Origin of the sequence: Barnesiella sp. An55, assembly GCF_002161555.1 — a bacterium.
GTDB lineage: Bacteria > Bacteroidota > Bacteroidia > Bacteroidales > Barnesiellaceae > Barnesiella > Barnesiella merdipullorum.
The window spans coordinates 168,905-194,923 of sequence record NZ_NFHZ01000005.1; the positions used below are offsets into that span (position 1 = coordinate 168,905).

The window sequence follows — 26,019 nt, forward strand, 5'->3', positions numbered from 1 at the left end:
GTGTGTGATAAGTAAAAGAAAGAAGAAGGAATAAATCGTTTATTTAAATTTAATTTCAGTCGTATGAGAAAATTAACATTGTTATTGTGCGCTCTGTTGGCTGGCATTTCGTTAGCGGTGGCTCAGACGAGCATCTCCGGTACGGTATTGACGGCAGAGAATGACGAGCCGGTGATCGGTGCGTCGATCTTGGTGAAGGGCACGAACGCTTCTACCATTACCGATAGTGACGGTAAGTTTTCAATTAAGATTCCCGATGGAGCCGGGCGAACCCTGGTGATTTCGTACATTGGTATGGAACGCCAAGAGGTATTTGCTCGCAACGGTATGGTGGTGAGATTGACTTCGAGTGATCAAACCCTCGACGATGTGGTTGTGGTAGGTTACCAAACCATTCGCAAGGAGGCCAAGACCGGTTCTATTGCCACGGTGAAAGGCGACGACCTGGCTTCAATCCCCGAGACTTCGGTCGATAAGATGCTTTCGGGTAAGATGGCCGGTGTATCGGTGTCTTCGACCAACGGTCAGCCGGGTGCTGCTGCTACGATTCGTGTGCGTGGTACCAGTTCTATCGGTGCTGCCAGCGACCCCTTGTATGTAGTCGATGGTATCCCCGTAGAGAGTGGTAACGTGGGAGCTCTCTCCAACAGTATGAACGCCATTGCCATGATCAACGCCAGCGATATTGCCTCGGTAACCGTGTTGAAGGATGCTGCCGCAGCCTCTATCTACGGTTCGCGTGCCGCCAACGGTGTGATCTTGATTACCACCAAATCGGGTGAAGCCGGTAAGTCGAAAGTTACCGCCCGCGCTCGTTATGGTGTTACTACGCTGGCCAACGACAACGACTTCGGTATGGCCAACCTGCAAGAGTATATCCAATATCAACGCGATGCCCGTATCAACGCCGGTTACGACGTAGATAACCCCGCATCGCAGTACTACTTCCCCCTCTCGCTGGCTGCCAAAGGCGGTACGAACTGGATGAAAGAGTTGACCCGCAACGGTAGCTTGCAAGAGTATGAGTTGATTGCTTCGGGTGGTACCGGTAAGACTACCTATTATACTTCGTTGTCGTACAACAAGACCGATGGTATCGTTCCCACCGTAGGTTTCGAAAAGATGCAGGTTCGTGCCAACCTCGATACCGAGCTCAACAAATGGTTGAAGGTAGGTACCCGTATCAATGGTGGTTACATGAAAGTATCGGACGTTACCAACAGCTTGGTTAATGGTGATGGCCTGGCTCCTTCGAACCCCTTCTATTCGGGTATGGCTTTGGCCCCGACGATGCGGGCTTACAACGAAGACGGCAGCTACAACTTCGATCTTCCCTTCGTGTTCAACGTGAACCCGATTGCTGCAATCAAAGGCTCGGATAAATATGACAAGCAATACAAATTCAACGGTACGGCTTATTTGGAGTGGAAACCCATCAAGCAATTGACCTTCCGCACCAACAACTCGGTTGAGTATGCCTATACCAACAGCCGCCAGTTCTCGCCGGCATTCATCAACACCGCTTCTTATGGTGCAGCTCTGAATACGGCCGATGTGCAATATCGTCTGTTGACTACCTCTAACACGGTTACTTACGACGACCTCTTCAACGACGTTCACTCGCTGAACATCATGTTGGGTCAAGAGGCCAATACCTATGAGTCTTCGTTCAACCAAGCTATATCGTATCACGTAAACGAGCAACGTCCCTATCACTCGGTAGGTATTTCGGCCGAAGACCAAACGGCCTACGACGGTCTTACTCAAACGGCCATGGTTTCGTTCTTCGGTGTAGCCGAGTATAGCTACGACGGTCGCTACTACATCAAAGGTTCGCTCCGTACCGATGGTAGCTCCAAGTTCGGTCCCGATCGCCGCTGGGGTACCTTCTGGGCCGCCAGTGCATCGTGGAACATCCACAACGAGGCTTTCATGCAAGATATCAAGAATGTACTGAATGTATTGAAACTGCGTTACAGCTACGGTGTGAACGGTAACGACAACATCGTCGCTTATGCTCACTACGGTCTCTACTCCGACATCGTTTACAACGGTATCACCGGTCAGCTCCCCTCGCAGTTGCAGAACCGCAAACTGACTTGGGAAACCAACAAGACTCACAACATCGGTGTTGACTTCCGTTTGTTTGACCGCTTGAGCGGATCGATCGACTGGTATACCCGTCGTACCGAGGACATGTTGATTGCCTCGCCGCTGCCCTATACCACCGGTTTCTCTTCGCAAGCTCAAAACGTAGGTCAAATCCGCAACAGCGGTATCGAGGTACAGTTGGATGCCGACATCTTCAACACCAACGACTTCAAATGGACCGCCGGTGTGAACTTTGCCGCCAACCGTTCGAAAGTACTTGAGCTGGCTCCGGGTCAGGACTTCATCGGAACAGCGCTCCGTTATGTAGTAGGCGATCAGCTCTACACCTACTGGTTGTATGACTACGCTGGTGTGAACCCCCAAAACGGTAACGCCTTGTGGCGTAACGAAGAGGGCCTGTTGACCGAAGATTCGCAAGAAGCTCGCCGTATTCGTTGCGGCTCGCCCGAACCTCTGTGGACGGGTGGTTTCAATACCGAACTCTCTTGGAAAGGTATTTCGCTGGGCATCCAACTCGAGGCCCGTTACGGTAACAAAGTGTTGAACCAAGACCGTCAGCTGTTTGAGTCGGATGGCGCTTATGCTGAACAGAATGTCTGGAAAGGAGCCATGAACTACTGGAAAAAACCGGGCGACATGAACGTATTGCCGAAACCGGTTTACAACAACCCCAGCAACAGTATGCAGAGCTCTACCCGTTATCTCGAGGATGGTAGCTACCTGCGTATCAAGGATATTACTCTGGCCTACAACTTGCCTTCGAGATGGACCAAGAAAGCTCTCATGAGCGGTGTACGCATCTATGCCAGTGCCCTTAACCTTTATACGTTCCACAACATGAACTACTGGGATCCCGAACACGGTACTCAAGGTGCTACCATCATCAGCTACCCGATGACCCGTTCGATGATCGTGGGTGTGGATATTACTTTCTAACCATTAAAAAAAGAATGTGACAATGAAAAAAATATTTTTATCGATAGCAGTTTTGGCGCTGGCTCTCACCTCTTGCGACGATTTCTTGACCAAAGAGCCGCCCATGGATCAGTCGGACGAACTGGCCCTTTCGACCTTCTCGGGTCTCGATGGTGCCACGGCCGGTAACTACCGGACAGTTATCTCGTGGTATGGCGCTTCGTTCCCCCTCACCTTCGACGTGATGTGTGGCAACGGTATGGTAGGTCCCGTAAATACCGGTCGTATGCGTATGGAGCCGGCCTGGAACTTTACTCCCACCAGCGAATTGGGTTTGTGGGCCAGTGCCTACAATGCCATCCTGGGTTGTAACAAAGTGTTGACCGCCATCAACGAAGGCAACTTCAATCGCGACGGTGTAACCGACGAACAAATCAACAATATAAAAGCCGAGAACCTCTTCCTGCGTGCCTTGGCCTACTTCGACCTGGTTCGTGTATATGCTCAACCCTATGGTTATATTAAGGAAAAAGGTATCACCGGAACCGAGGCTCTGGGTGTACCTATCGTACTGGAGGATGACCTGTCGGCCCGTCCGGTTCGCAACACGGTAGCCGAGGTTTATGAAAACCTCATTATCCCCGACCTGCAAGAGGCCGAGCGCCTGATGAGCACCTCGTATGTTCGTGCAGGTGTGAAGGATATGGTTGCCACGGTTACTACGCCGGTTATCCAAGCCCTCATGGCTCGTGTATATCTGACTCACGAAGACTGGCAGCTGGCTGCCGACTATGCCAACAAGGTAATCCGCAACGGTCGTTTCAGACTCCTCTCGGGTAACAACTACGTTTCGATGTGGGACGGCAGCCTCGATGTAGCTCCCCAATCGGGCAGCGAGACCATCTTTGAGGTTTACGTCTCGCAAAGCGATGGTTCGAGCAGCTCGCTGGGTGACTATCTGACCGCTCCCGAGACTGCCGGTGGTGCCGGTTATGGCGACGTGCGTGTATCGAACGACCTGTTATCTCTCTACGAAGAGAGCGATGTACGTCTCACCGGTTTGACCAAGACCAATGCGCAGTATCCCGGCTATCGCTGGTCAACCAAATATCCGGGTAAAGGTGGTCAGCTGGCCTACAACAATGTGCCCATTATCCGTATCTCTGAAATGTATCTGACTCGTGCCGAGGCTCTCTACCGGGGTGCTACGATTAGCGGTGTAACGGCTCTCGACGACCTCAACCAGGTAGCCACCAGCCGTGGTGCCAGCGCTTACAGCCAGGTAAATATCGATAACATTTTCAACGAGCGTCGCAAAGAGTTCCTCTTTGAAGGTCAGGTTTACTTCGATATGAAACGTCTGCAACGGTCGCTGACTCGTACCGACTACGACCTCGATCCTCTTACGAAGGATATCGACTTCCCCAGCTACCGTTGGGCCTTCCCGATTCCCGAGAATGATATCCTCTACAACTCCAACTTGGTTCAAAATCCCGGATATCAGAGCAAATAAATTTTAATAGAGAAAAGTTATGAAGATCAATAAATTTATATATGTAGCTGTTGTAGGAGCGCTGTTTGCTTCGTGTCAATCGGTGGAGACTCCTATGTTCAGCGACGCAGACGCTTTTGTAGCGTTTGACAGCAAAACGACGACCATCGACGAGAATGCTGGCAAAGAGATTCAGATCCCTATATCGTTGGTAGCATCGAAAGCCCTCGATGTAACGGTAAACTTCGAAATAGATACCACCGCCTATGCCGGCAAGAATGCCGCCAAAGAGGGTGTGAACTATCGTTTGAAAAATACTTCGAAAACTCTGACCTATACCAGTGGTGGTGAGTTGGTTCAATACATTGTTATCGAGCCTATCGACAACGACACTTATGATGGTGATGTTTGCCTCGATATCAAGCTTGTAGCTCCCAGCGGATGCAATCTGGGTGCCAATTATACGACTTCGGTAACGATTGCCGATGATGACCACCCGCTGGCTGCTGCCGGTATCCTGGGCTCTTATAAGGCAAAAGGTGCATCGCCCTTCCAAGGTGAAGAGGGGGTAACCTACACATGGAACTGCGAGATCCAGAAAGATGCCGACTATGTCAACCGAGTATGGTTCTCGCAAATTGTTCCTGATGCTCTTACCGGTACGGCTTCTTACAAGGCTGTGATGGGTGAGGTGAGCGACGATTTCACTCGCATCACGATCAAGGCTCCTCAAGATTTGGGTACTCTGAATAACGGCGCTTACACTCTGCAATTCGAATTGGGTAGCGGTAGCTCTGTTGATGCTCAAGTATCGAACGGTACGATCTCGATCAATGCGGTACTCTTAGGTAGAGCTTATGAGGGTACTTCGTTGGCTGGGAATATATCTGGTGCTCAAGCTGTTACGCTTACAAAAGTTGAATAAACGATAAAAATATAGAACAATGAAAAAGTATATTATAGGATTATTCTCAGCAATCTGCCTCATGGGGGCAGGTTGCACCGAGTTTGAGGATTATGCTCCTGTCAATATGGGTGAAGGTCCGTCTGTGACGGTTGCTCTCGAAAAGACTAATATAGATGCCTTCAACCTGACGGTGACTCCGGCCGAGGGTACGGTTTACTATGCCTACCTGGTAACCAACAAGGCCATGACAATCGACGGTGAGACTCTGTTGGAAGGCGATTACGAAGGTGCCGAATTGGTAAAAGCTTCCGAGACGGCTACTGTATCCAAAGCATACACCAACCAAGAAATTGGTACTACCTATTATGTATATGCCATCGCTTCGAATAAGGATGGTCTCTGCGGTGCTGTAGCATCGGCTACGCTCGAGTTGCCCGATACCGAGGCTCCCTATCTGACCGATATCCCCGACGGTTACCTCTACACAGCCAGCAACCATGGCCACTCGGTTACGCTCACCTATAACGAGGTGGTGACTCGTGGTGAAGGTGCCATCACCTACAATGTAACGAAGGCCGATGGTGCTACCTCGTATGCCAATGGTACCGTAGAAACTGTTGTTATCAACGGTGAGTCGGTAACCATCACGTTGCCCGAATCGGTAGTATTCGATGAGAACGAGGCTAAATCGTATGTATTCCTCGACTTCGCTGCCGGTGCATTTGTCGATGCCAGCGGTAACCAATCGGCTGCTCTGAAGGGAGGTGTAGATACCGAGACTCAAACTGTGGGTGCTCCCTACTGGGAATATGTTCCGGGTGCCACTGTTGACACTGAGTTTACGGGTACTTTCGGATTCCTGTTCTATCAGTATGACTTCGATAATCAACAACCGGGTCAAACGCCCTATGGTTTCGATACCGAGTTTGAATTGAAACATGAGGACAACCCCGATACGATACTCATCAAGAATTTCTATTTCGAAGCTTCGTCATTTACCGCTGGAGGAAACTCGTTGGAGGCTGTCGTAGAGGGTAATAACTTCAAGGTTGCCGATATGTTGCCTATGGGTGTGATTCCCATGAGAGATCAATCTGGCACATCTTTCAATTGTCTTGTATGTTTTGCCGGTGTACCCGAGAGCGAGACTGAACAATTTGAGTGGGTTAACTTCAATGCTACCGACGCTCAGGGTGTTACAGGATATGTTGCCGATCGCTGGTGCGGATTATATCTATTTAATTTCGACCTTATCCAGACACCGAATGCCGAAGGCTTCAATCTGGGTTGGTATGATGTCTGGAACTTGGCTGTATTTATGAAAGGCTCAGTTCAAGCTTCGCCTTCGGCCGGCATGAATGCCTCGGCTCCTGTATTGAAGAAACTGAATGTTCGCCAGGTTGACTGGTCGCTCTTCAGACCGTTGAACGGCAGCGAGAAAGCCAAAGCTCAAAAAGTAGTGAAGAGCATCAAGGCAAAACGCTTCTAATCAGCGAGATTGATATTGATATCTTTATATGGAATAGGCCGGTACCCGTGAGGTATCGGCCTATTTTTTCACCAGATCTCTATTTTTTTTCGCCCATTTGACTCTTTTTTGATAGAAAAGAGTAGGGGAATACAACATTTTGTATGTTTAAAAACATAGAGAATGTTAAATTGTTGCAGAATACATTCGAATTATCTATTTTTGTCAACCGATAAATCGTGTATCTGTAAAACGAAACCAAAAACCGATTATGAAATATAGATTATTCGCTTTCGTAATGCTGCTCTTCTCGTTTGTGGAAGGAGGTTTTGCAGCAGTAGTGTCTGAGAAGACCGCGGCAGAGACCGCAACCAAGTTGTTAACCGTGCGTGGCGGTTCGTTGTTCAAAGGTGGCGATGCCACTGTCGAAACCGTAGCACAAGACGGTGCTCCCATGTACTACATTGTTCGTTTTGAAAAAGGGGGTTGGGCTTTGATTTCGGCCGAGGATACGGTTGATCCCTTACTGGGTTATTCGTTTGACAGCGAGTATGTATCGGAAGGTCAGCCTGCTTGGATACAAAGCTGGTTGAAAGATTATACCGATCAGATTAAGTTGGCTCGCAAGTCGCCCGCTCTGCAGCGTCATTTCCGCTGGGCTGGCGATGTAGTGACTCGCGCTACCGAAGACCGCATCGAGCCGTTGGTGCAGGTAACCTGGAATCAGGGAACACCCTATAATGCCTATTGCCCTACTGTATCGGGCGGCCCCGGTGGTCGTGCCTATGTAGGTTGTGTGGCTGTGGCCATGGGACAGGCATTGTCGGTTGTGCGTTATCCCTTGCGTGGGACGGGTACGAAGTCGTACACTTCGCCGATGGGTTTGTTGAGCGTGAACTTTGATACTGAGCCCGATTACAACTGGGCCGCTATTCTTTCGGGAGCCAACAACTACAACGAGGTAGCCCGTCTGCTCTATCACTGCGGCGTGCTCATCGACATGGAGTATGGTGCCGATGGTTCGGGTGCGGTTACCGACAATATTCCGGGTTACTTTAGAACCTATTATGGTTTCCCCGAAACGTGTGTATGTTACTCGCGCGATACCTATAAAGGTGGCGACGATGCCTGGCACGAACTCCTCCGCAGCGAGTTGAAACGTGGCCGTTGCGTGATTTATGCCGGTAACGAGGGCAACAAGGTGGGCCACTGCTTCAACCTCGACGGTTGGGACGGTTTCAACCAATACCACATCAACTGGGGTTGGGGTGGCTTGAACAACGGTTACTTTACCCTCGACAACCTGGGTGATGATGTACAGGGCTCTTATCCCGACAATCACCGTGCCGTAGTAGGCGTGGCTCCCCTGTCGGAGACTCCGTATGACATCCGCTTGAGCACCACCCGTGTTGCCATCGGCTCTCCTGCCGGTACCCCGGTAGCCGATGTAACGGTATATAGCGATATCGCCGATGCTCAATATAACTTTGAGGTGAAAGGTCCGTTGCAATTTAATGGCGGCTATGCCGAGGCCAGCTACGAGGTGCGCGACGGCAAGCTCTACACGACCAAGCTTATCGAAGACAAGGCTATTCACAAAACCGTATATATCAAGGCAATCAATGCTTCGAGCGGCAATTCGTATGAGAAGAAGTTCGACCTGCAGCTCTACTCGGGTTCGGGTATCGACGAGGTATTGGCCGAGGGTGTGAAACTCTATCCCGTACCGGCCGACGATGTGCTCAACCTGGAGACTCCCGAGGCCGAGGGTCGATATGTGGTTTACAGTGTTACCGGTTCGCAACTCTTGCGTGGTAATGTAACTGACAACCACACCACCATCGACGTGTCGGGTCTCTCGAGAGGCAGCTACATGTTGCAATACTCAACGGCTCAAGGTGTGGTAAACAAAGCCTTCATCGTGAAATAAAAAGTATTGACCATAGAGGTTGAAGGGTCGTGCCCCGAGGGGTACGACCCTTTTTTTGTATCGGTCTGGCAGGGAGTGGCGATGTTCGGCCGGGCGGAAGCCTCGAGGAGAGGCATAATTTTTGCGGGAATATTTGGAGTGCCCTGCAACTATTTATAATTTTGCAACACAGATTCAGCAGAATGGGAAGAAAAGAGAATACCGACCGGTGGTTTATGCGCGTTTCGCGCTGGGGACTCGTGCTGTTTGTCGCCTTTCCCGTCTTGTGGAGTGCCTGTTCGGGCTCGAAAAACGAGATGGTCAAAGGCTTTGACGATGCGACCGAGGTGCCTACGCTGCGCACTCTCGATGTGGAGACGCTTATCTCCGATTCGGGAATAACCCGCTACCGCATCAAGGCCCCCGAATGGCTCATCTACGAGAATGCCAAGGAGCCCTACTGGTATTTCCCGCGAGGCTTGCATGTCGAGAAGTTCGACTCGGTGTTCGCTACCGAGGCCCTCATCCAGGGCGACACGGCCACCTATTTCAAAACCAAACAGTTGTGGCGACTCGACAAGAACGTGCGCATCGAGAATATCAAGGAAGAGGTGTTTCTCACCTCGCAGATCTTTTGGGACCAGCGCAAGCGCGAGATCTACTCCGACTCGTTTATCCATATCGAAACCCCCGACGAGGTAATCGAGGGGTATGGCTTCACCTCCAATGAGCAGATGACCCGCTATCGGATACGTCGCACCAGTGGCATATTCCCCATTAAACGCGATTCTGTTGCGTCCGACTCATCGCGGGTGGATAGCGTGGCTCCGAAACCTGTGCCGGCCGTGCGTGCCAAACAAAGAAAGAAATCATGAATTGGATTGTCATCATTATTATCGCTTTGCTCTTTTCGGCCTTTTTCTCGGGCATGGAGATTGCCTTCGTGTCGTCCAACAAGGTGCGGGCCGAGCTGGATATGAAACAGAAAGGCCTGCTTTCGAAAATGTTGAGCCTCTTTTATGGCAATGAGGAGCAGTTTATCTCGACCATGCTGGTGGGCAACAACATTGCTCTGGTCATCTACGGTATGGGCATGGCGGCCCTGCTCGAGCCGGTCATCGCCCTGGTGTGGGATCAAGAGGCTTTTGTGGTACTCATGCAGACCCTCCTCTCGACCTTGCTCATTCTGTTTGTGGGCGAGTTTATGCCCAAGACCATTTTCCGCATCGACCCCAATGCCACGATGCGATTCTTCGCGCCCCTGGTGTGGCTCATCTATGTGATTTTGTATCCCATCTCCCGGTTCACCTCGATGGTCTCGAAGGAAGTCATGCGACTGGCCGGGGTAAAGATTGCCCATCACACCAACTCGCTGATGAGTAAGATAGAGCTCGATTCGTTTATCCAGAAGAGTATTGAAGAGAGCGACTCGAAAGTCCCGGTGGAACCCGAAATGAAGATCTTTCAGAATGCCCTCGACTTTTCCAACGTGCACCTGCGCGACTGCATGATACCCCGCACCGAACTGGTGGCGGTCGATATTGACGAGGTTACCGACGAGGAGTTGCTTCATACCTTTGTGAGTACGGGCATCTCGAAGGTGCTGGTCTATCGCGAGAATATCGACAATATTCTGGGGTATATCCATTCGTCCGAGATGTTCCGCCAGCACGACGACTGGCGCAAGAGCATCCGCCCGGCCGTCTTTGCTCCCGAGAGTATGTTGGCCAACAAGTTGATGCGCAACCTCATGCAGCAGAAGAAGAGCCTGGCTATCGTGGTCGATGAGTTTGGCGGTACCGCCGGACTGGTAACTCTCGAAGACCTGGTCGAGGAGATCTTTGGCGATATCGAGGATGAACACGACACCCAGAATCTCGTGGCCCGAAAAGTAGGGGAGGACGAGTATGAGTTCTCGGGGCGCATGGAGATAGGGCGCATCAACGAAGAGTTTGGTCTCGACATACCCGAGTCGGACGATTATCAAACCGTGGCCGGTTACATTCTGCACCACTATCAAACCCTTCCCCGCCTGGGCGAGACGGTAGAAATTAAGAACTATCGGTTTACGATTTTGCGTCGCAAGGCTACGAAAATAGAACTTGTGCGCATGAAAATAGAGAAATAAGTTATTTTTTTTGACCATTCTATGCCGAGATAAATCCAAATTTTTGTATCTTCGTGCCCTTAGTAAAAGAGGATAAAAAAATAATAAAATATAAAACTAAAATTCATACAAAGTAACAAATGGCTACGTTAAACAAAATCAGAAGTAAAGCAGGTTTGCTCGTGGTGATAATAGGAGTCGCCCTGCTCGCTTTTATCGTAGGGGACTTCCTCAATTCGGGGCACACCTTCTACGCCATGAATAAGAGTAAAGTCGCCGTGGTGAACGGGACAAATATCGGAGTCGAAGAATTCCAGGAACGTGTGAAAATGCGTACCGATGAGCTGCAACAAATGTATGCTCAACGTGGAATGTCTATGCCCGAAGGATATGCATCGCGTATCAACCAGGAGGTTTATGACCAAATGGTAAACGAAATACTGCTCAACGAAGAGCTCGATGAACTGGGTATCGTGGTTAGCAAGGAAGAACTGGCCGACCTGCTCACCGGCGACAACATTTCGCCGATGGTACGTCAGTACTTTACCAACCCTCAAACCGGTGAGTTCGACCGTCAAGGTCTGCTCAACTTTGTGCAGGTAGTTCTCGATCCCGAGGCTCACGGCTACAACACGCCCGAGCAACTGGCCCAAATCGAGCCCCAACGTCAAATGTGGCTCCGCCTGGAGAAACAGGTGAAAGAAGAACGCGCTATTCAGAAATTTGCCAACCTGTTGAATCGTGCCATCATGCCCAACAAGCTGGATCTCGAAAACTCCTATGAAGAGGGCAAGACTTCGGCCGATATCGCCTATGCCCTGCAACCTTACACCTCGATTGCCGACTCGACCATCGCCATAAGCGACAGCGAGCTCAAGACCGAGTACAACAAAGTGAAAGAGCTCTACAAGATGCCCGAGCGTCGTGCCATCAAATACATCGCGGTAAATATCGTTCCCAGCGAGAGCGACTATGCCAAGGCCAAAGAGAAGGTGGAGATGAACAAATCGGTATTCGCTACGACCGATGATGTGGCCACTTTCATTGCCAACAACTCTGACGAGTCGTATGACGACAGCTTTGTAGCCATATCGTCGATGCCCGAGAAGATGAAGAAATTTGCCGAGGCGGCTGCCGTAGGTGAGTCGTCGCCTCTCGAGTTTGAAAACGATACCTACACCATGTATCGTCTGATGGATACCAAAACAGCTCCCGACTCGATCAAGGTGCGTCTGCTTTCGTTCCAACCCCGCTCGACCCAAATCGACAGCGTGCTCAACGTGCTCAACAACGGTGGCAGCTTTGCCGAGCTTTCGCCCAAGTTCAACGGCAACGACGAAGTTTGGTTGACCGAGAACATGGCAGCCACCATCGGTCGTCCCTTCATCAGCAAGGTATTCAGCGAGGGTGGTAACGGTTACTTCAAGGCCGAGAGCCTGGGTGGCGAGCACATCGTTCAGATTTTGTCGCGTACCGCTCCCGTGAAGAAAGCCAAAGTGGCTGCCTATGTAGTGGCTGTGAATCCCAGTACCGAGACGCATACCGCCCTCTACAACCAACTGTCGTCGTATAGCGCTACCAACAACACGGCTGCCAAGTTTGATGCAGCTGCCAAAGAGGCTGGTTACACGGTCAACAGCTATGAGTGCACGGCCGAGGATTACTCGCTGCCCGGCATCAACGATGCCCGTCAGGCTATCCGTTGGGCCTTCAACGCCGAAAAAGGTTCTGTTTCTGAAATCTTTACTCTCGACAATTCGTTTGTAGTAGCTGCTCTTGAAAACGTGTCCAAAGAGGGTTATGCTCCTATGGACCAAATCAAAGACATGTTGGCTATCCGCGTGCGCAACGACAAGAAAGCCGAGAAGATTATCGGTGACCTCAAGGCCAAGAAGCTTACTTCGCTGGCCGGTTATGCCGAGGCCATGAAGGCTCAGGTCGATAGTGCCAAGTTTGTATCGTTCGCTTCGCCCTCGATTGCCGGTGTAGGTTACGAGCCGGTATTGAGTGCTCTGGCTCCCACGGCCGAGAACGGTAAGCTCGTAGGCCCCGTGAAAGGTGTAAGAGGTGTGTATGTATTCACCGTGACCGACAAGACGGTTTCGGAGCAACCCTTCGATGCTCAAGCCGAGGCTCGCAAGCTCCAGCAGAATTATACCTACCTGATCAACAGCCGTCTGATGGAGGTGCTTCGCGACAAAGCCGAAATCAAGAATACGATGATTCGCTTCTTCTAATCGAGACGAAGAATCGTTTGAGATAAAAGACACACAGAGTGCGTATATCGTAGCTGGCGGCTCGATACACGCACTTTGTATTTGTATTACAGCAATACGAGGGTTATGGAAAAAGAACATTTGTTGGGGAAAAACATGGACGAGTTGCAGGCCTTGGTCGCCGAGGCAGGGATGCCCCGTTTCGCTGCCAGGCAGATTGCCGCATGGCTCTATGAAAAGCGGGTAGGCGATATTGCCGATATGACCAATATCTCGTTGCGTTACCGCGAACTGTTGTCGCAACGCTACGACGTGGGGCGTTCGCTCCCGATGCAGTCGCAGCGGTCGGTCGATGGCACGGTCAAGTACCTCTTCAGGGTAGGCGACAACGATTTCGTCGAAACGGTCTATATCCCCGACCACGACCGAGCAACCCTGTGCGTGTCGTCGCAAGTGGGATGCAAGATGAATTGCAGTTTCTGCATGACGGGCAAACAGGGCTTCAAACGTAGTCTTACCTCGGCCGAAATCATTAACCAGATTCTCTCGGTAGAGCACAGCGACAAGCTCACCAACCTGGTGTTTATGGGCATGGGCGAGCCCTTCGACAACCTCGACGAGGTGATGAAGGCGCTCACGATTCTCACGGCCGATTGGGGTTTTGCCTGGAGTCCCAAGCGCATTACCGTTTCGACTATCGGCCACCTCACCGGCATACGGCGATTCCTCGACGAGAGCCACTGCCATCTGGCCGTGAGCCTGCACTCGCCATATCCCCAGGAGCGCCTGCAGATTATGCCTGTGGAGAAGGCCTTTCACATGAACGATATCCTGGCTCTGTTGCGCCAGTACGACTTCTCGCACCAGCGTCGGCTCTCGTTTGAGTATATCCTCTTCAGCGGCTACAACGACGACCTTGTTCATGCCGATGCTCTGGCGCGTCTGCTCAAGGGGCTCGATTGTCGGGTGAACCTCATTCGATTCCACGCCATCCCCGGGGTGTCGCTCAAGAGCTCCGACCCCGAGTCGATGGAGGCCTTCCGCGACCGGCTCAATCGTCACGGAGTCGTGGCCACCATACGCGCTTCGCGGGGCGAGGATATCTTTGCCGCTTGCGGCATGCTGTCAACGGCCGAGAAAGAGCGCAAATAAGAGCCGCTCGTGTAAAAGTGCCTCCGGGCCGTGATGTATATCGGGGATTTTTCTTATCTTAGTGGGCCGAAAATTATTATCGGCCTCGGAAGAAAAAATAAAAACAGAGATCTATGGAACATAAGATAAAAGTGGGTATTACCCAGGGAGATATCAACGGGGTAGGCTATGAGGTGATTCTCAAGACCCTCTCCGACCCGCATGTCCTCGAGATATGTACGCCGGTAGTGTATGGCTCGGCCAAGGTGGCCGCCTATCACCGCAAGGCTCTTGAGATGCCGGCGGTCAACTTCAACATCATTGCCGATGCCTCGATGGCCGACGCCAACAAGGTGAACATGATTACCTGTATCGACGACGAGGTGAAGGTAGAAATCGGGAAGGCTACCCCGGTGGGTGGCGAGGCTGCCTATGCTGCCCTTGAGCGGGCTGCCGCCGATATCGAAGCCGGAACAATCGATGTGCTGGTGACGGCACCTATCAACAAACACGCCATCCAGTCCGACAAGTTCGATTTTCCCGGCCACACCGAGTATCTGGAGAAACGCCTGGGACGAGGCAAGAAATCGTTGATGATTCTGCTCAACGATGTGCTGCGGGTGGCTTTGGTCACGACACATTTGCCCATTTCGAAAGTCCCCGAGGCAATCACCCGGGAGGCTATTCTCGAGAAGTTGCGCATCTTTGAGCAATCGCTCAAGCAAGACTTCTGCGTGGTGAAACCCCGCATCGCCGTTCTGTCGCTCAACCCTCATGCCGGTGACGACGGCCTTTTGGGGAACGAAGAGATCGATATTATCAAACCGGCCATCCAGGCGGCCAACGACAAGGGTATGCTCTGTTTCGGGCCCTATCCCGCCGACGGTTTCTTCGGTACGGGTCATTTCAAGCAGTTTGACGGTGTGCTGGCCATGTATCACGACCAGGGACTGGCCCCCTTCAAGGCTTTGGCCATGGAGAGCGGTGTGAACTATACTGCGGGGCTGCCCGTGGTGCGCACCTCGCCCGATCACGGCACGGCCTATGATATTGCCGGGCAAAACAAGGCCGATGAGCAGTCGTTCCGCAATGCCCTTTATCTGGCGCTCGATGTATATCGCAACCGTCAGTTCCACAAAGAGATTACGTCGGCTCCGTTGCGCAAGCAATATTTCGACAAGAGCGGCGACAAAGAGGTACTCGACTTGACGGCCGATACCGACAAAGACGAATAATTCAAAGAAAAAATTCATATAGACAACAACATGGGAAAAGTACTTATTATCGGCGCCGGTGGCGTGGGAACGGTGGTAGCGCACAAGGTAGCGCAGAACCCCGATGTATTTACCGAAATCGTTTTGGCCAGCCGCACACAGTCGAAGTGTGACGCTATTGCCGAGGCTATCGGCGGCAATCGCATTGTGACCGACCATGTCGATGCCGACAAGGTAGATGAACTGGTGGCTCTGTTCAAGAAACATAAGCCCGATATTGTCATCAATGTGGCTTTGCCTTATCAAGATCTCACCATCATGGATGCCTGTCTGCATTGTGGGGTCAACTACCTCGACACGGCCAACTATGAGCCCCTTGACGAGGCCAAGTATGAGTATAAATGGCAGTGGGCCTATCGCGAACGTTTCGAGCAGGCCGGCCTCACCGCCATTCTCGGCTGCGGTTTCGACCCGGGTGTGAGTGGCGTTTATACGGCCTATGCCGCCAAGCACTACTTCAAGGAGATGCACTATCTCGACATTGTCGATTGTAATGCCGGAAACCACGGCAAGGCTTTTGCTACCAACTTTAACCCCGAGATCAATATCCGTGAGGTGACCCAAAAGGGTAAATACTACGAGAACGGCAAGTGGATCGAGACCGAACCGCACGAGATTCACCGTCCGCTTACCTATCCCAATATCGGCCCCAAGGAGTCGTATCTTATCTATCACGAAGAGTTGGAGTCGCTGGTGAAAAACTATCCTACCCTCAAGCGGGCCCGTTTCTGGATGACTTTCGGGCAGGAGTATCTCACACACCTGCGGGTAATCCAGGATATCGGTATGGCCAGCATCGAGCCCATCATGTACAACGGCATGGAAATTGTGCCCATCCAGTTCCTCAAGGCCGTGTTGCCCAACCCGGGAGATCTGGGCAAGAACTACACGGGCGAGACTTCGATAGGATGCCGCATCCGGGGTATCGACAAGGAGGGCAAGGAGTTGACCTACTATGTATATAACAACTGCAGTCACCATGCCGCCTATCTCGAGACGGGTGCTCAGGGCGTAAGCTACACCACGGGTGTGCCTGCCATGATTGGTGCCATGATGTTCCTCACCGGTAAGTGGAACATGCCGGGCGTTCACAACGTCGAGGAGTTCGATCCCGATCCCTTCATGGAGCAGCTCAACAAGCAGGGGTTGCCCTGGCACGAGGTGTTCAACGGCGACATCGAACTGTAAGAGATACAGTCAAGCTATTTGACATCGAGGCCGCTCCGGTATCCGGGGCGGCCTCGGTTGCTTTTGTGCGGTTGTTAACCAAGGATGTTTACCGAATATCTTTGGTTGATTTTGTTTTTACTCGGAATGTTCCTAAACAATCGGGGCGGAAAGTCAATCTCTCCGCCCCGACTTCTCATACCTGTTTTTATTTTTCCATTACATGTTCGTTTTATCTTACGACAGCTTTTTTCACCTCTCCTTCGGCTTGAACAACATAGACACCTGCCGGCAGGTAAATGGTGCGATCCTTACCCTTGTAAACCAGTACACCGCTCATGTTGTAGATATTTATTTCTGCCGTTGTACCCATGATATGCAGCATATTGTCAGACCCGAATACCCGCAGTCTGTCGTTTTCAGGTATTGACAAGTCTGAGGTCGATTTGAAAGCAGCTGTTACCCTTATTTTGAATGCCGGCATGGTGAAGCTACCGTCTGCATTCACGGTCACTTCTACAGTCGGGTCATCGGCCTTGAATACCTGGAGTGTGCCTTCCACATAAGCGTATAGTCCGTCCGGGACCGGTGTCAGCGTAACCACTTCACCGGCTCTTGCCCACGTCGTATCAGCCGCTACCGTACCGTTTTCGATTGCGTCGATGGTAACCGGATAGACCGTTTCCATATACAGTGCAAAGCCCGGATAGCTTTCGCTTCCATCCGATGTAAACCGGACAGTGAGCGTATTGCCAGAGGAAAGCAAAGCCGGTTCTATCGTTCCCATGCCGTTATAGTTGCCCAAAAGGCTGTTGTTACTGTCATGGATATACAAGTAGTCATATCTGGGTTCCACGTTGTAGTTACCGGTCAGGTAAATGCGGCAATCTTCCTGGGCTGTAATTACCGCAGTAGCCTCTACATCATTGGAATAATTTTCGTTCTGGCTACCGTCATCGGTAACTATCAGTGGATCGTTGCCCAAATCAATGGTTTGTGTCCCGCTTGTTTCCATTGAGGTGCTTGGATAGGCATATACCGTCAATAAAGTTCCTCTGCTACGCAAACCTTCCTCATCCACAATATAAAGCGTATAGGTGTAGATACCGTTCTCGGGAATCTGGTCTTGCCACGAAATTTCATTGACGGCAGTCGTATGCACAAGTGTACCGTCTCTGTAAATTTCGGTATGGTAGTCCGATGCATAATAATCCCACATCAGTACGACATTGTAACCGTTGTCCTCTTTACTGATTGCGTATGCAGCATATTCCAGATAGGGGATAAAGTCGGCAGACAGAATGACATTGGCAGGCGGCATGGTAAAGCTGAAATCCTCATACTCGAATCTCTGTCCGTCATCCGTATTTACATAGAGGCGAAGAGCTTCGTAGCCATAGTCCGGAGATACCGATACCTCCACTTCGGTCCCAGCATTACAGGAGTCGTAGGGTATGGATATATCTCCATGACGGATATCCTCGCTTACCGTAATCGAGAACAACTTGCAATCTACAAGAATCACCGTATCGGAGAGAAGTGTTATGGGCTCCGTCAGCGGATTGCCGAGCGTATCGGTGAATGACACTCCGCTATTGGCTCCCAGCTCTTCGGCCGTTGGCAATGGTATTTGTAAATTCAGGTTACCGTATTTGTCCATCATTTGCAGGCCTGTGGACTTGTGGATGAATGATGCGGCATAGACCCTGTGTTCGGACAGAAGCTCCGGCAAAGTATCGGCAGGCAAATCCTGGCCCCACATCTGCGTATCGTCGGTTATGGCATGTTGCAACAACCAGGCTACCTCGCCGCCGGCGAACTGTTCTGCTGTGCGCGATTCCATATTTTCAACCATTCCAAAATCCTCATCCACTCCCTGGTCTGCACTGCCCTGCAAGTAATAGCTGTCGGCAATGAGTCCATCATTATATGAAGTTACTCCGCCTATGGCCCCGAAGTCGTAATCGGCAGAAAGCAATGCCGTGCTGTAACACGAAGAGATGGAGCCGTAATTGTAGCCCACCACTCCGCCTACGTACGAGTCGGACCCGGTGGCATGAACCTTGCCCGTAGCATAGCAATAGTTCACCGTACCGTCGTTTTCTCCGACAACACCACCTAACGAATAATTCTCACCGACAATGGTGCCTGAATAGGAGCAGGCGGTGATGGTACCTGAATTTGTTCCTGTTATGCCACCGACATTATCCCGTCCATGTATATAGCTGCCGGTCACTTCTGTCCGGCTTACGTTGCCATCGGAACCAATGTGCCCGAACAATCCCTGCATATCGGCTGACGGTTGATTGATGTACAGGCCGGTGATGGTATTCCCTTGTCCGTCGAATGTGCCCTTGAACGATGCCGATTCACCTCCTATGGGTGTCCATGCCATTAAACCGTCGGTTTCTTCCACAAGCTCTCCGTCTGCCGTGAGCACATTTTCATTGATGACGATGTCGGCTGTAAGTACGGCATTTGCTTCCGGGTTTTGCAGCACGGTCGTCAAGGTGCCGTTGACCAATGCGGCAAACCAGTAAAGTTCCGCTATGTTGCTGATTTGGTAAACATTTTCCAGTTGATTCGGTTCGGTCAAAAAGATGAGGCCACAATAATCGCATTTGTGGTCGCCGTTGTTATCGGCATGTTCACCTACTTGTGACGGTCCCTGGTTATTGTAGGTTGTACTCCCCGGACAATTCCCTGTGGCATATACCGTTTCGTGTGTATTGTCCCATACGGGTAATGAATCCGTTCCCAAGGTCTGGAACCAGACGGGATTTTCATCTGACTGTCCGTTGAGCAGCCAGGTTACCTCGCCGTTGGCAAATTGTTCCGCTGTGCGTGATTCCACATTTCTAACCGTTCCCCCATTCTTATCCACTCCCAGGTCTGCACTGCCCTGCAAATAATAGCTGTCGGTAATGTGACCATCTTCATTGTATGAAGCTACTCCGCCTCTAATATCGGGGTTATCGGCAGAAAGCGATGCCGTGCTGTAACACGAAGAGATGGTACCATAATTGTCGCCTACCACTCCGCCTACATACGGGTCAACCCCGGTAGCATGCACCTTGCCCGTAGCATAGCAACCGCTCACCGTACCTCTGTTTTCTCCGGCAACGCCACCTAATGGAAAATCATTGCCGATTACGGTGCCTGAATAGGAACAGTTGGTAATGGTGCCGTAATTTATTCCTGTTATGCCACCGACACCATTCTGTCCGTGTATATAGCTTCCGGTTACTTTTGTACGGCTTACGTTGCCATTGTAATCAATGTATCCGAACAATCCCTGCGTATCGGCCGACGATTGATTGATGTACAGGCCGGTGATGGTATTCCCTTGTCCGTCGAATGAGCCCTCGAACGGTATCGATGCACTTCCTATGGGTGTCCATGCCATTAAACCGTCGGTCTCTTCCACAAGTCCTCCATCTGACGTGAGCACATTTTCATTGATGACGATGTCGGCTGTGAGTGCGGCATCCGCTTCCGGGTTTTGCGGCACAGTTGTCAAGGAGCCGTTGACCAATGCGGCAAACCAGTAAAGCTCCGCTACGTTGCTGATTTGGTAAACATTTCCCTGCTGGTTCGGTTCGGCAGGGATGACCCAGCCGCAGTAATCGCATCTGTGGTCATTGTCAAGGTCGGCATGAGGTTCCAATGATACCATCTGTCCGCAAACAGAACAAACCTTGCCATGGTATTGCTCATCGATTGCTATCCATTTACCTGACGGTACGCAGGGTTCCGGTTCGGTTTGATACCCGCAATGAATACAGACTTTCCGATGTTGATCGGCTCCTTCTACCGGCTCATAACGATAAGTGCACTCCTCCGTAACCGATTCATCGTTCAGTATTCTCTGATGCGTGCCGTCATTGTTGGAAACATATTGATAGCCAGGCATTAGCGTTACACTGCCCTGCGGACTGTTCGTGAAACTCGATGCACCATCTGTCGTTAACGTATTGACGAGGTTGAAGGTGGTATTGTGGTCCGAACTCCAAGCAAAGCCGCCAGCGGCTGTGTGCTGGTTTTCCAGTGTCAAAGTACCATCCAGCACAGAAAGGTTGATGATTAGGGGTGCGTTTCCGTTTCCTACTGCTTTCAACGCCGTATGATTGCCTGCACATACACGACTTGTACCCAAAGAATAGAGGTTCAGGACAATGGTATCTGTGGACGATGAACTTGAAATGGCTACAGCACCTTCCCATTCTCCGGCCTGTATGGTGAGGTCGCGGAAAGTAATGTCGAAGGTATGTTTCTCACCGCTTCCATTGTAGATGCTCAATGCATCTGCACCGGTAGCACCGGTAAGAACATAGGCGCCGGTATAGGGAACCAATTCAGCATTACTCCCCAACTTGTAGCCATTGTGATCAATCTCGATGCGAGTAACATCATCTCCATAAGAGAGTACTATTGGCTCACCGGTCTGTGCCCGCAGTTCCGTGCCTGCCATCAGGAACAGGGTGCATGCCATAAGAAATGAGCATTTCATAATAAATTGAATTTATGGTTTGTAATAACAGTTAGTTTTAACTTATTGCTTTTTCAGTCAAACGGAGTTTTAGAGTAAATAAAGGGTCAACATGTTATATACAGAAAAATTGATTTTAAGTATATTTGTGTATTCCCTGATGTTTTCAAGTGTATTGGTGTGTTTTTTGTATTATTTTCGTTATAAAATAAGTGAAAATATTTTATTTTGTAATTATTTGAAATTATAAAAAAGTATAAATTACTGTTTAGCCGATTAAAAATCATAGTTTGGGCTATTTGTGGCGTGTAGGCTATTGGGTATTTTACCGCCTGTCATTCCTTTATTGGTAAAGAATTGTGTTTTAATGATTCAAAACTATACGTTCGGTTATTTTTCATTTCTATCTGGTTCAGGGGTATTCAGTAAATATCCCTATTTAACACCCGCTACATAACAATCGAGGCCGCCCCGGTATCCGGAGCGGCTTCGATTGCTTTTGTAGTGGTTGGTATTATGTATGTTTTAGCAAAGGGAGGGGTATATTTAACGGTCTGAAATGAGATTTTTGAAGGGCTATATTAATATTATTATAAAAAGGGTCTATATTTGTATGAAAATGAGACTCGGAGTGTGATGGATATCGAAGCTTTTTAGGCATTAGTTTTAAGAAATGGAAAACCAAAGTTCTTTGCTGTCGAGGACAATATCTTTTCTTCGGTTCCCGATGATTTTTTTCATCCTCTATCTTCATGTGACGGTGCGTGGATGGAGCGATGGGCATATGGTGGGGACCGAGTCTTTTGTGGGCTATGAGCTTGTACGTTTCTTCTTTGTGGAGTCAGTCTCCCGCATTTTCGTCCCTTGCTTTTTCTTTATCTCGGGATTCCTTTTTTTCTATTACAGTGATTTCAATCGGGCTGTTTATTGCCGAAAGATGAGGCGTCGTTTCCGGACATGGGTGGTGCCTTATCTCTTTTGGAATTCTTTTGTGATTGTACTCTATTTATTGGGACAGAATTTTGTGCCTGAACTTATGTCGGGGCAGTTTGGAGACTTTGGTGAATTTAGTGTGAAAGAGTGGCTGATGTGCTTTTGGAATATCAATGGTGGATTCCCTATCAACCTGCCTCTTTGGTTCTTGCGCGACCTGATTGTATTGTCGGTGTTTTCGCCGCTGGTTTATCTCGTTGTACGTTGGGGCCGGTATTGGGTCGTGGGATTGACGGCGTTATTGTGGTTCCTGTGGGGGACTCCCACCAACTGTTTTGTAGGCCTCTTTTTCTTTACGGCTGGTGCTTGGTTGGGCGTGAAACGTATCGATTTTGTAGAGCAATTGCTGCCTTGGCGTGTTCCTTTCGTGTTGCTCTATGGATGCTTGATGATACTGGGGGTATCGATGCGGTGGAATGGACTCGATAGTGGAATTTATTTGCAGAAGGCGGGTATCCTTTTCGGATTGTGTGCAGTATTTTCGTGGACCTCCCGTCTGCTGGAACGACATTCGTGGAAAAACCGTCTGCTGGAACGAAGTTCGTTTCTGGTCTATGCCTATCACGGGTTGCCTTTGCTCTTTCTTTCTAAACTGTCGGTTTATCTTTTTCATCCCGATGCTTCGTGGCAACTGGTTATTCTTTTCTTTTTGTTACCTTGGATTGTCTCAGTTGTGGGTGTAGCTATTTACTATCTGTTGGACAGGTATTTACCCAAGTTGAATCGGTGGATTAGCGCCCGGTGATATTAAATAGTGTAAAAGCGTTGTGCGCTTGCTTGCTTTTGTGCGAAATAATATTTATGTTTGTATTAACAATTTTGTTAGACGATTTTGTTAAACCGATTTGTTTGTGCAGAAATGAAACCAAAAGATACTGAGGGTGAGATACTGCGGGCAGCCGAGCAGGAGTTCATGCTCAAGGGATTCGATGGCGCCAAGACGGCATCGATAGCCCGGGCTGCCGGAGTGACTCATGCCATGCTTCACTACTATTTCAGAACCAAGGAGCAGCTTTTCGACCGCATTCTCACCGACAAGATGAGTTTGATGGGACGGTCGGTTCTCACCGCGTTTGGAGACTCAAGACTCCCATTGCTGGAACGATTGAAGGAGGGTATTTCGCGACACTTCGATTTTCTGATGGAGAATCCCGATTTACCTCGCTTTGTCGTGAACGAAGTCTTCTCGCGTCCCGAGCGCTATGAGGTGATGCGCGAAAGTATTTCTCGATTGGCCAACAGTCTTATGCAAGGAATACAGTGCGAGTTGGATGCGTTGGCCGAGCAGGGTGAGATTGTGGCTATCGATGTACGGGTGCTCATGCTCGATATCATCAGTCTTAATGTCTTTCCCTTTATCGCTTATCCTGTAATCGAACCTGTATTTGGCAGCTTGGCTGCCGACCGGCAACAGTTTTTCGAAATGCGCAAGGCCGAGAATATAGAAGTAATCATGTGTCGAATAAAAAAATAGAGCTATTATGAAACGAATCGTTCTCTTGAGTTTGGGGGTGTGGTGCTGTGTGGCAGGAGCAAACGCCCAGCTTACGCTCGACGATTGCCGGCAGATGGCGCGGGATCACTATCCCGAGATACGGCAATACGATTTGATACGCAAGACCGAGTCTTATAATCTTTCCAATGCTGCCCGGGCGTGGATTCCGCAAGTGGCTCTCTCGGCCCAGGCTACCTGGCAGACCGATGTGCCGGCCTTCCCCGAGGCTCTCACCGGCATATTGTCGAGGCAGGGGGTGGAGATTCCCGGGTTGCAGCAAGATCAGTATAAGGTGGCTCTGGAACTGAACCAGACTATCTGGGACGGCGGTAAGTCGTCGGCCGACCGGGGTATTGCCCGGGCCGAAGCTGCCGAGCAGCGCTCGTCGGCCGATGTCGATATGTATGCTCTCGAGGGGCGTATCGACGAACTCTACTTCGGGATTCTCCTGCTCGACGAGCGCATAGCCCAAACTCGTCTCACCCAGGATTTGCTGCGAAGCAATCTCTCCAAGGTCGAGGCCCTGCAACGCAACGGGGTGGCCATGCAGAGCGATGCCGATGTGCTTGAGGCCGAGTTGCTCACCGTGGGGCAGCAGTTGGGGCAGTTCGAGTCGTCGCGTGAGAGCTACCGGGGCATGCTGGGGATATTCATCGGCGAGCCTTTGGGCGACCGCACATTGCTGCGGCCTGCCGTTGTGGAGGCTCCGATGGGAGGCAACGAGCGTCCCGAACTGTCTCTGTTCGATGCCAAAATCGAGAGGCTCGCGGCTCAGGAGAAGCTGGTGAAGTCGGCATCGATGCCCCGGCTGGGACTCTTTGCACAGGGTTATTACGGTTATCCCGGACTCGACTTCATGCAGGGCATGATGAACAGCGACTGGAGCTGGAACGTTCTGCTGGGGGTAAAGCTCTCGTGGAACTTCGGGGCCTACTATACTCAAAAGAACAACCTCGACAAGTTGCGCATTTCGCGTAAACAGGTTGAGGTGCAGCGCGACGTCTTCCTTTTTAACACCTCGTTGCAGACCACACAGAGCAATGGCGACATTGTGCGTCTGCGCCGGGCTTTGGCCGACGATGACCGCATTGTGGCCTTGCGGCGGTCGGTGCGCGAGGCGGCCGAGTCGAAGTTGCGCAACGGGGTAATCGATACCCACGACCTGTTGCTGAAGATTACCGACGAGGCCAATGCCTCGATGGCCCGCAGTATGCGCGAAATCGAACTGTTGAAAACGCTTTATGAACTCAAACATACGATAAACCGATAAATCCTGAACAAGATGAAAAAGATCGCAGTTTACAGCGCTCTGGCGCTTCTCCTTGCCTCGTGTGGCAACCGTGACGATTATGATGCGACAGGAACTTTCGAAGCGACCGAGGTGGTGGTCTCGGCCGAGGCGACGGGCCGTATCCTCTACTTCGACGTGGAGGAGGGCGATACCCTTGTGGCCGGTCGTCAGGTGGGGGCGATAGATACCGTGCAGTTGTATTTGCAGAAGTTGCAGCTTGAACGGCAGCGGGCATCGATTCACAGCAACCGGCCCGACATTGCCAAACAGGCCTCGGCACTGCGCAGCCAGATTGCCCAGCAGGAGACCGAGCGCCGCCGGGTCGAAAACCTGTTGAAGGATGGAGCGGCCACCACCAAGCAGCTCGACGATATAAACGCTTCGATCAAGGTGTTGAACGGTCAGTTGGATGCCCTGCTCTCGAACCTCAGGAACAACACTTCGGCCATCGACGCCAACGCTTCGGCGGTCGATTTGCAGATAGCCCAGGTCGAGGACCGTCTGGCCAAATGTCGCATTGCCTCGCCCATCGACGGTTTGGTGCTGGTGAAGTATAGCGAGGCGGGCGAACTGGCTGCGGCAGGGCGTCCGCTCATGAAGGTGGCCGATATGAACCGCCTCTACCTGCGGGCCTATTTCACGTCGGACCAACTGGCCCGTCTGAAGGTGGGGCAGGAGGTGACTGTCGTGGCCGACTATGGCGACGACCAGCAGCGCGAGTATCCCGGTCGCATCACCTGGATTGCCTCGGAGAGCGAGTTTACCCCCAAGACCATTCAGACCCGCGACACCCGGGCCAATCTGGTCTATGCCGTGAAGATTGCCGTCGAGAACGACGGACTGCTCAAGATAGGCATGTATGGCGAGGTGCGGCTGCACGAGTAGAACCGATTCTTACCGAGATATTTTTGCAATGACTACACAAAATGCCATAGAGAAACAGGCTCTAAGAGGTTTATTTTAAGACATAGGCAGACGTACCCAACAAGTATATAACTGTCTATGTCTTATTGTTTTAAGTGATACCATTTGAAACTACCATAATCAAACATT

At 50.7% G+C, this 26,019-nt stretch carries 17 protein-coding genes; 16 read left to right on the forward strand and 1 reads right to left on the reverse strand.

All coding sequences use genetic code 11. From position 1 onward, the window contains the following. The first annotated feature begins 63 nt into the window (after positions 1–63). From B5G10_RS04910 to B5G10_RS04960, 11 genes are all read left to right on the forward strand, one after another. Positions 64–3,048: a TonB-dependent receptor gene (locus tag B5G10_RS04910; RefSeq protein WP_087423619.1), complete on the forward strand. Its 2,985-nt coding sequence runs from the start codon at positions 64–66 to the stop codon at positions 3,046–3,048. A gap of 22 nt (positions 3,049–3,070) precedes the next feature. After that, entirely contained in the window at positions 3,071–4,540 is a 1,470-nt protein-coding gene (locus B5G10_RS04915; RefSeq protein WP_087423620.1) for a RagB/SusD family nutrient uptake outer membrane protein, read from the forward strand. Between the two features lie 19 nt (positions 4,541–4,559). Continuing rightward, positions 4,560–5,444 (forward strand): hypothetical protein, encoded by an 885-nt coding sequence (locus tag B5G10_RS04920; RefSeq protein WP_087423621.1) that lies wholly within the window; start codon positions 4,560–4,562, stop codon positions 5,442–5,444. A 19-nt stretch (positions 5,445–5,463) separates the two neighbouring features. Beyond that, the gene (locus B5G10_RS04925) at positions 5,464–6,915 is read left to right on the forward strand and encodes a hypothetical protein (RefSeq protein ID WP_143241068.1); all 1,452 of its coding nucleotides are present in this window, start codon (positions 5,464–5,466) and stop codon (positions 6,913–6,915) included. Between the two features lie 250 nt (positions 6,916–7,165). After that, entirely contained in the window at positions 7,166–8,824 is a 1,659-nt protein-coding gene (locus tag B5G10_RS04930; RefSeq protein WP_087423623.1) for a C10 family peptidase, read from the forward strand. Positions 8,825–9,006: 182 nt separating this feature from the next. Next, entirely contained in the window at positions 9,007–9,678 is a 672-nt protein-coding gene (gene lptC / locus B5G10_RS04935; RefSeq protein WP_087423624.1) for an LPS export ABC transporter periplasmic protein LptC, read from the forward strand. Continuing rightward, positions 9,675–10,931, forward strand: coding sequence for a hemolysin family protein (locus B5G10_RS04940; RefSeq protein ID WP_087423625.1), 1,257 nt, complete (start codon positions 9,675–9,677; stop codon positions 10,929–10,931). Before lptC ends, B5G10_RS04940 begins: the two co-directional genes overlap by 4 nt. Positions 10,932–11,050: 119 nt before the next feature. Further along, entirely contained in the window at positions 11,051–13,147 is a 2,097-nt protein-coding gene (locus B5G10_RS04945; protein ID WP_087423626.1) for a SurA N-terminal domain-containing protein, read from the forward strand. Between the two features lie 105 nt (positions 13,148–13,252). Continuing rightward, positions 13,253–14,278 (forward strand): 23S rRNA (adenine(2503)-C(2))-methyltransferase RlmN, encoded by a 1,026-nt coding sequence (gene rlmN, locus B5G10_RS04950; RefSeq protein WP_087423627.1) that lies wholly within the window; start codon positions 13,253–13,255, stop codon positions 14,276–14,278. Positions 14,279–14,391: 113 nt separating this feature from the next. Further along, positions 14,392–15,492: a 4-hydroxythreonine-4-phosphate dehydrogenase PdxA gene (pdxA, locus tag B5G10_RS04955; RefSeq protein WP_087423628.1), complete on the forward strand. Its 1,101-nt coding sequence runs from the start codon at positions 14,392–14,394 to the stop codon at positions 15,490–15,492. A 30-nt stretch (positions 15,493–15,522) separates the two neighbouring features. Continuing rightward, positions 15,523–16,719 (forward strand): saccharopine dehydrogenase family protein, encoded by a 1,197-nt coding sequence (locus tag B5G10_RS04960; protein ID WP_087423629.1) that lies wholly within the window; start codon positions 15,523–15,525, stop codon positions 16,717–16,719. 211 nt (positions 16,720–16,930) lie between these two features. On the opposite strand, the gene B5G10_RS04965 is transcribed toward B5G10_RS04960, so the two are convergent. After that, positions 16,931–20,104 (reverse strand): GLUG motif-containing protein, encoded by a 3,174-nt coding sequence (locus B5G10_RS04965; RefSeq protein ID WP_158098777.1) that lies wholly within the window; start codon positions 20,102–20,104, stop codon positions 16,931–16,933. A gap of 861 nt (positions 20,105–20,965) precedes the next feature. On the opposite strand from B5G10_RS04965, the gene B5G10_RS12690 reads away from it, so the two are divergent. From B5G10_RS12690 to B5G10_RS04985, 5 genes are all read left to right on the forward strand, one after another. Continuing rightward, positions 20,966–21,199: a hypothetical protein gene (locus B5G10_RS12690; protein ID WP_158098778.1), complete on the forward strand. Its 234-nt coding sequence runs from the start codon at positions 20,966–20,968 to the stop codon at positions 21,197–21,199. Between the two features lie 661 nt (positions 21,200–21,860). Next, a complete protein-coding gene (locus tag B5G10_RS04970; protein WP_087423631.1) occupies positions 21,861–22,925 on the forward strand; it encodes an acyltransferase family protein in 1,065 nt (354 codons plus the stop codon). 114 nt (positions 22,926–23,039) lie between these two features. After that, entirely contained in the window at positions 23,040–23,654 is a 615-nt protein-coding gene (locus tag B5G10_RS04975; protein WP_087423632.1) for a TetR/AcrR family transcriptional regulator, read from the forward strand. Positions 23,655–23,661: 7 nt separating this feature from the next. Then, positions 23,662–24,945 (forward strand): TolC family protein, encoded by a 1,284-nt coding sequence (locus tag B5G10_RS04980; protein ID WP_087423633.1) that lies wholly within the window; start codon positions 23,662–23,664, stop codon positions 24,943–24,945. A gap of 12 nt (positions 24,946–24,957) precedes the next feature. After that, positions 24,958–25,851 (forward strand): HlyD family efflux transporter periplasmic adaptor subunit, encoded by an 894-nt coding sequence (locus B5G10_RS04985; protein WP_087423634.1) that lies wholly within the window; start codon positions 24,958–24,960, stop codon positions 25,849–25,851. The last annotated feature ends 168 nt before the right edge of the window (positions 25,852–26,019 follow it).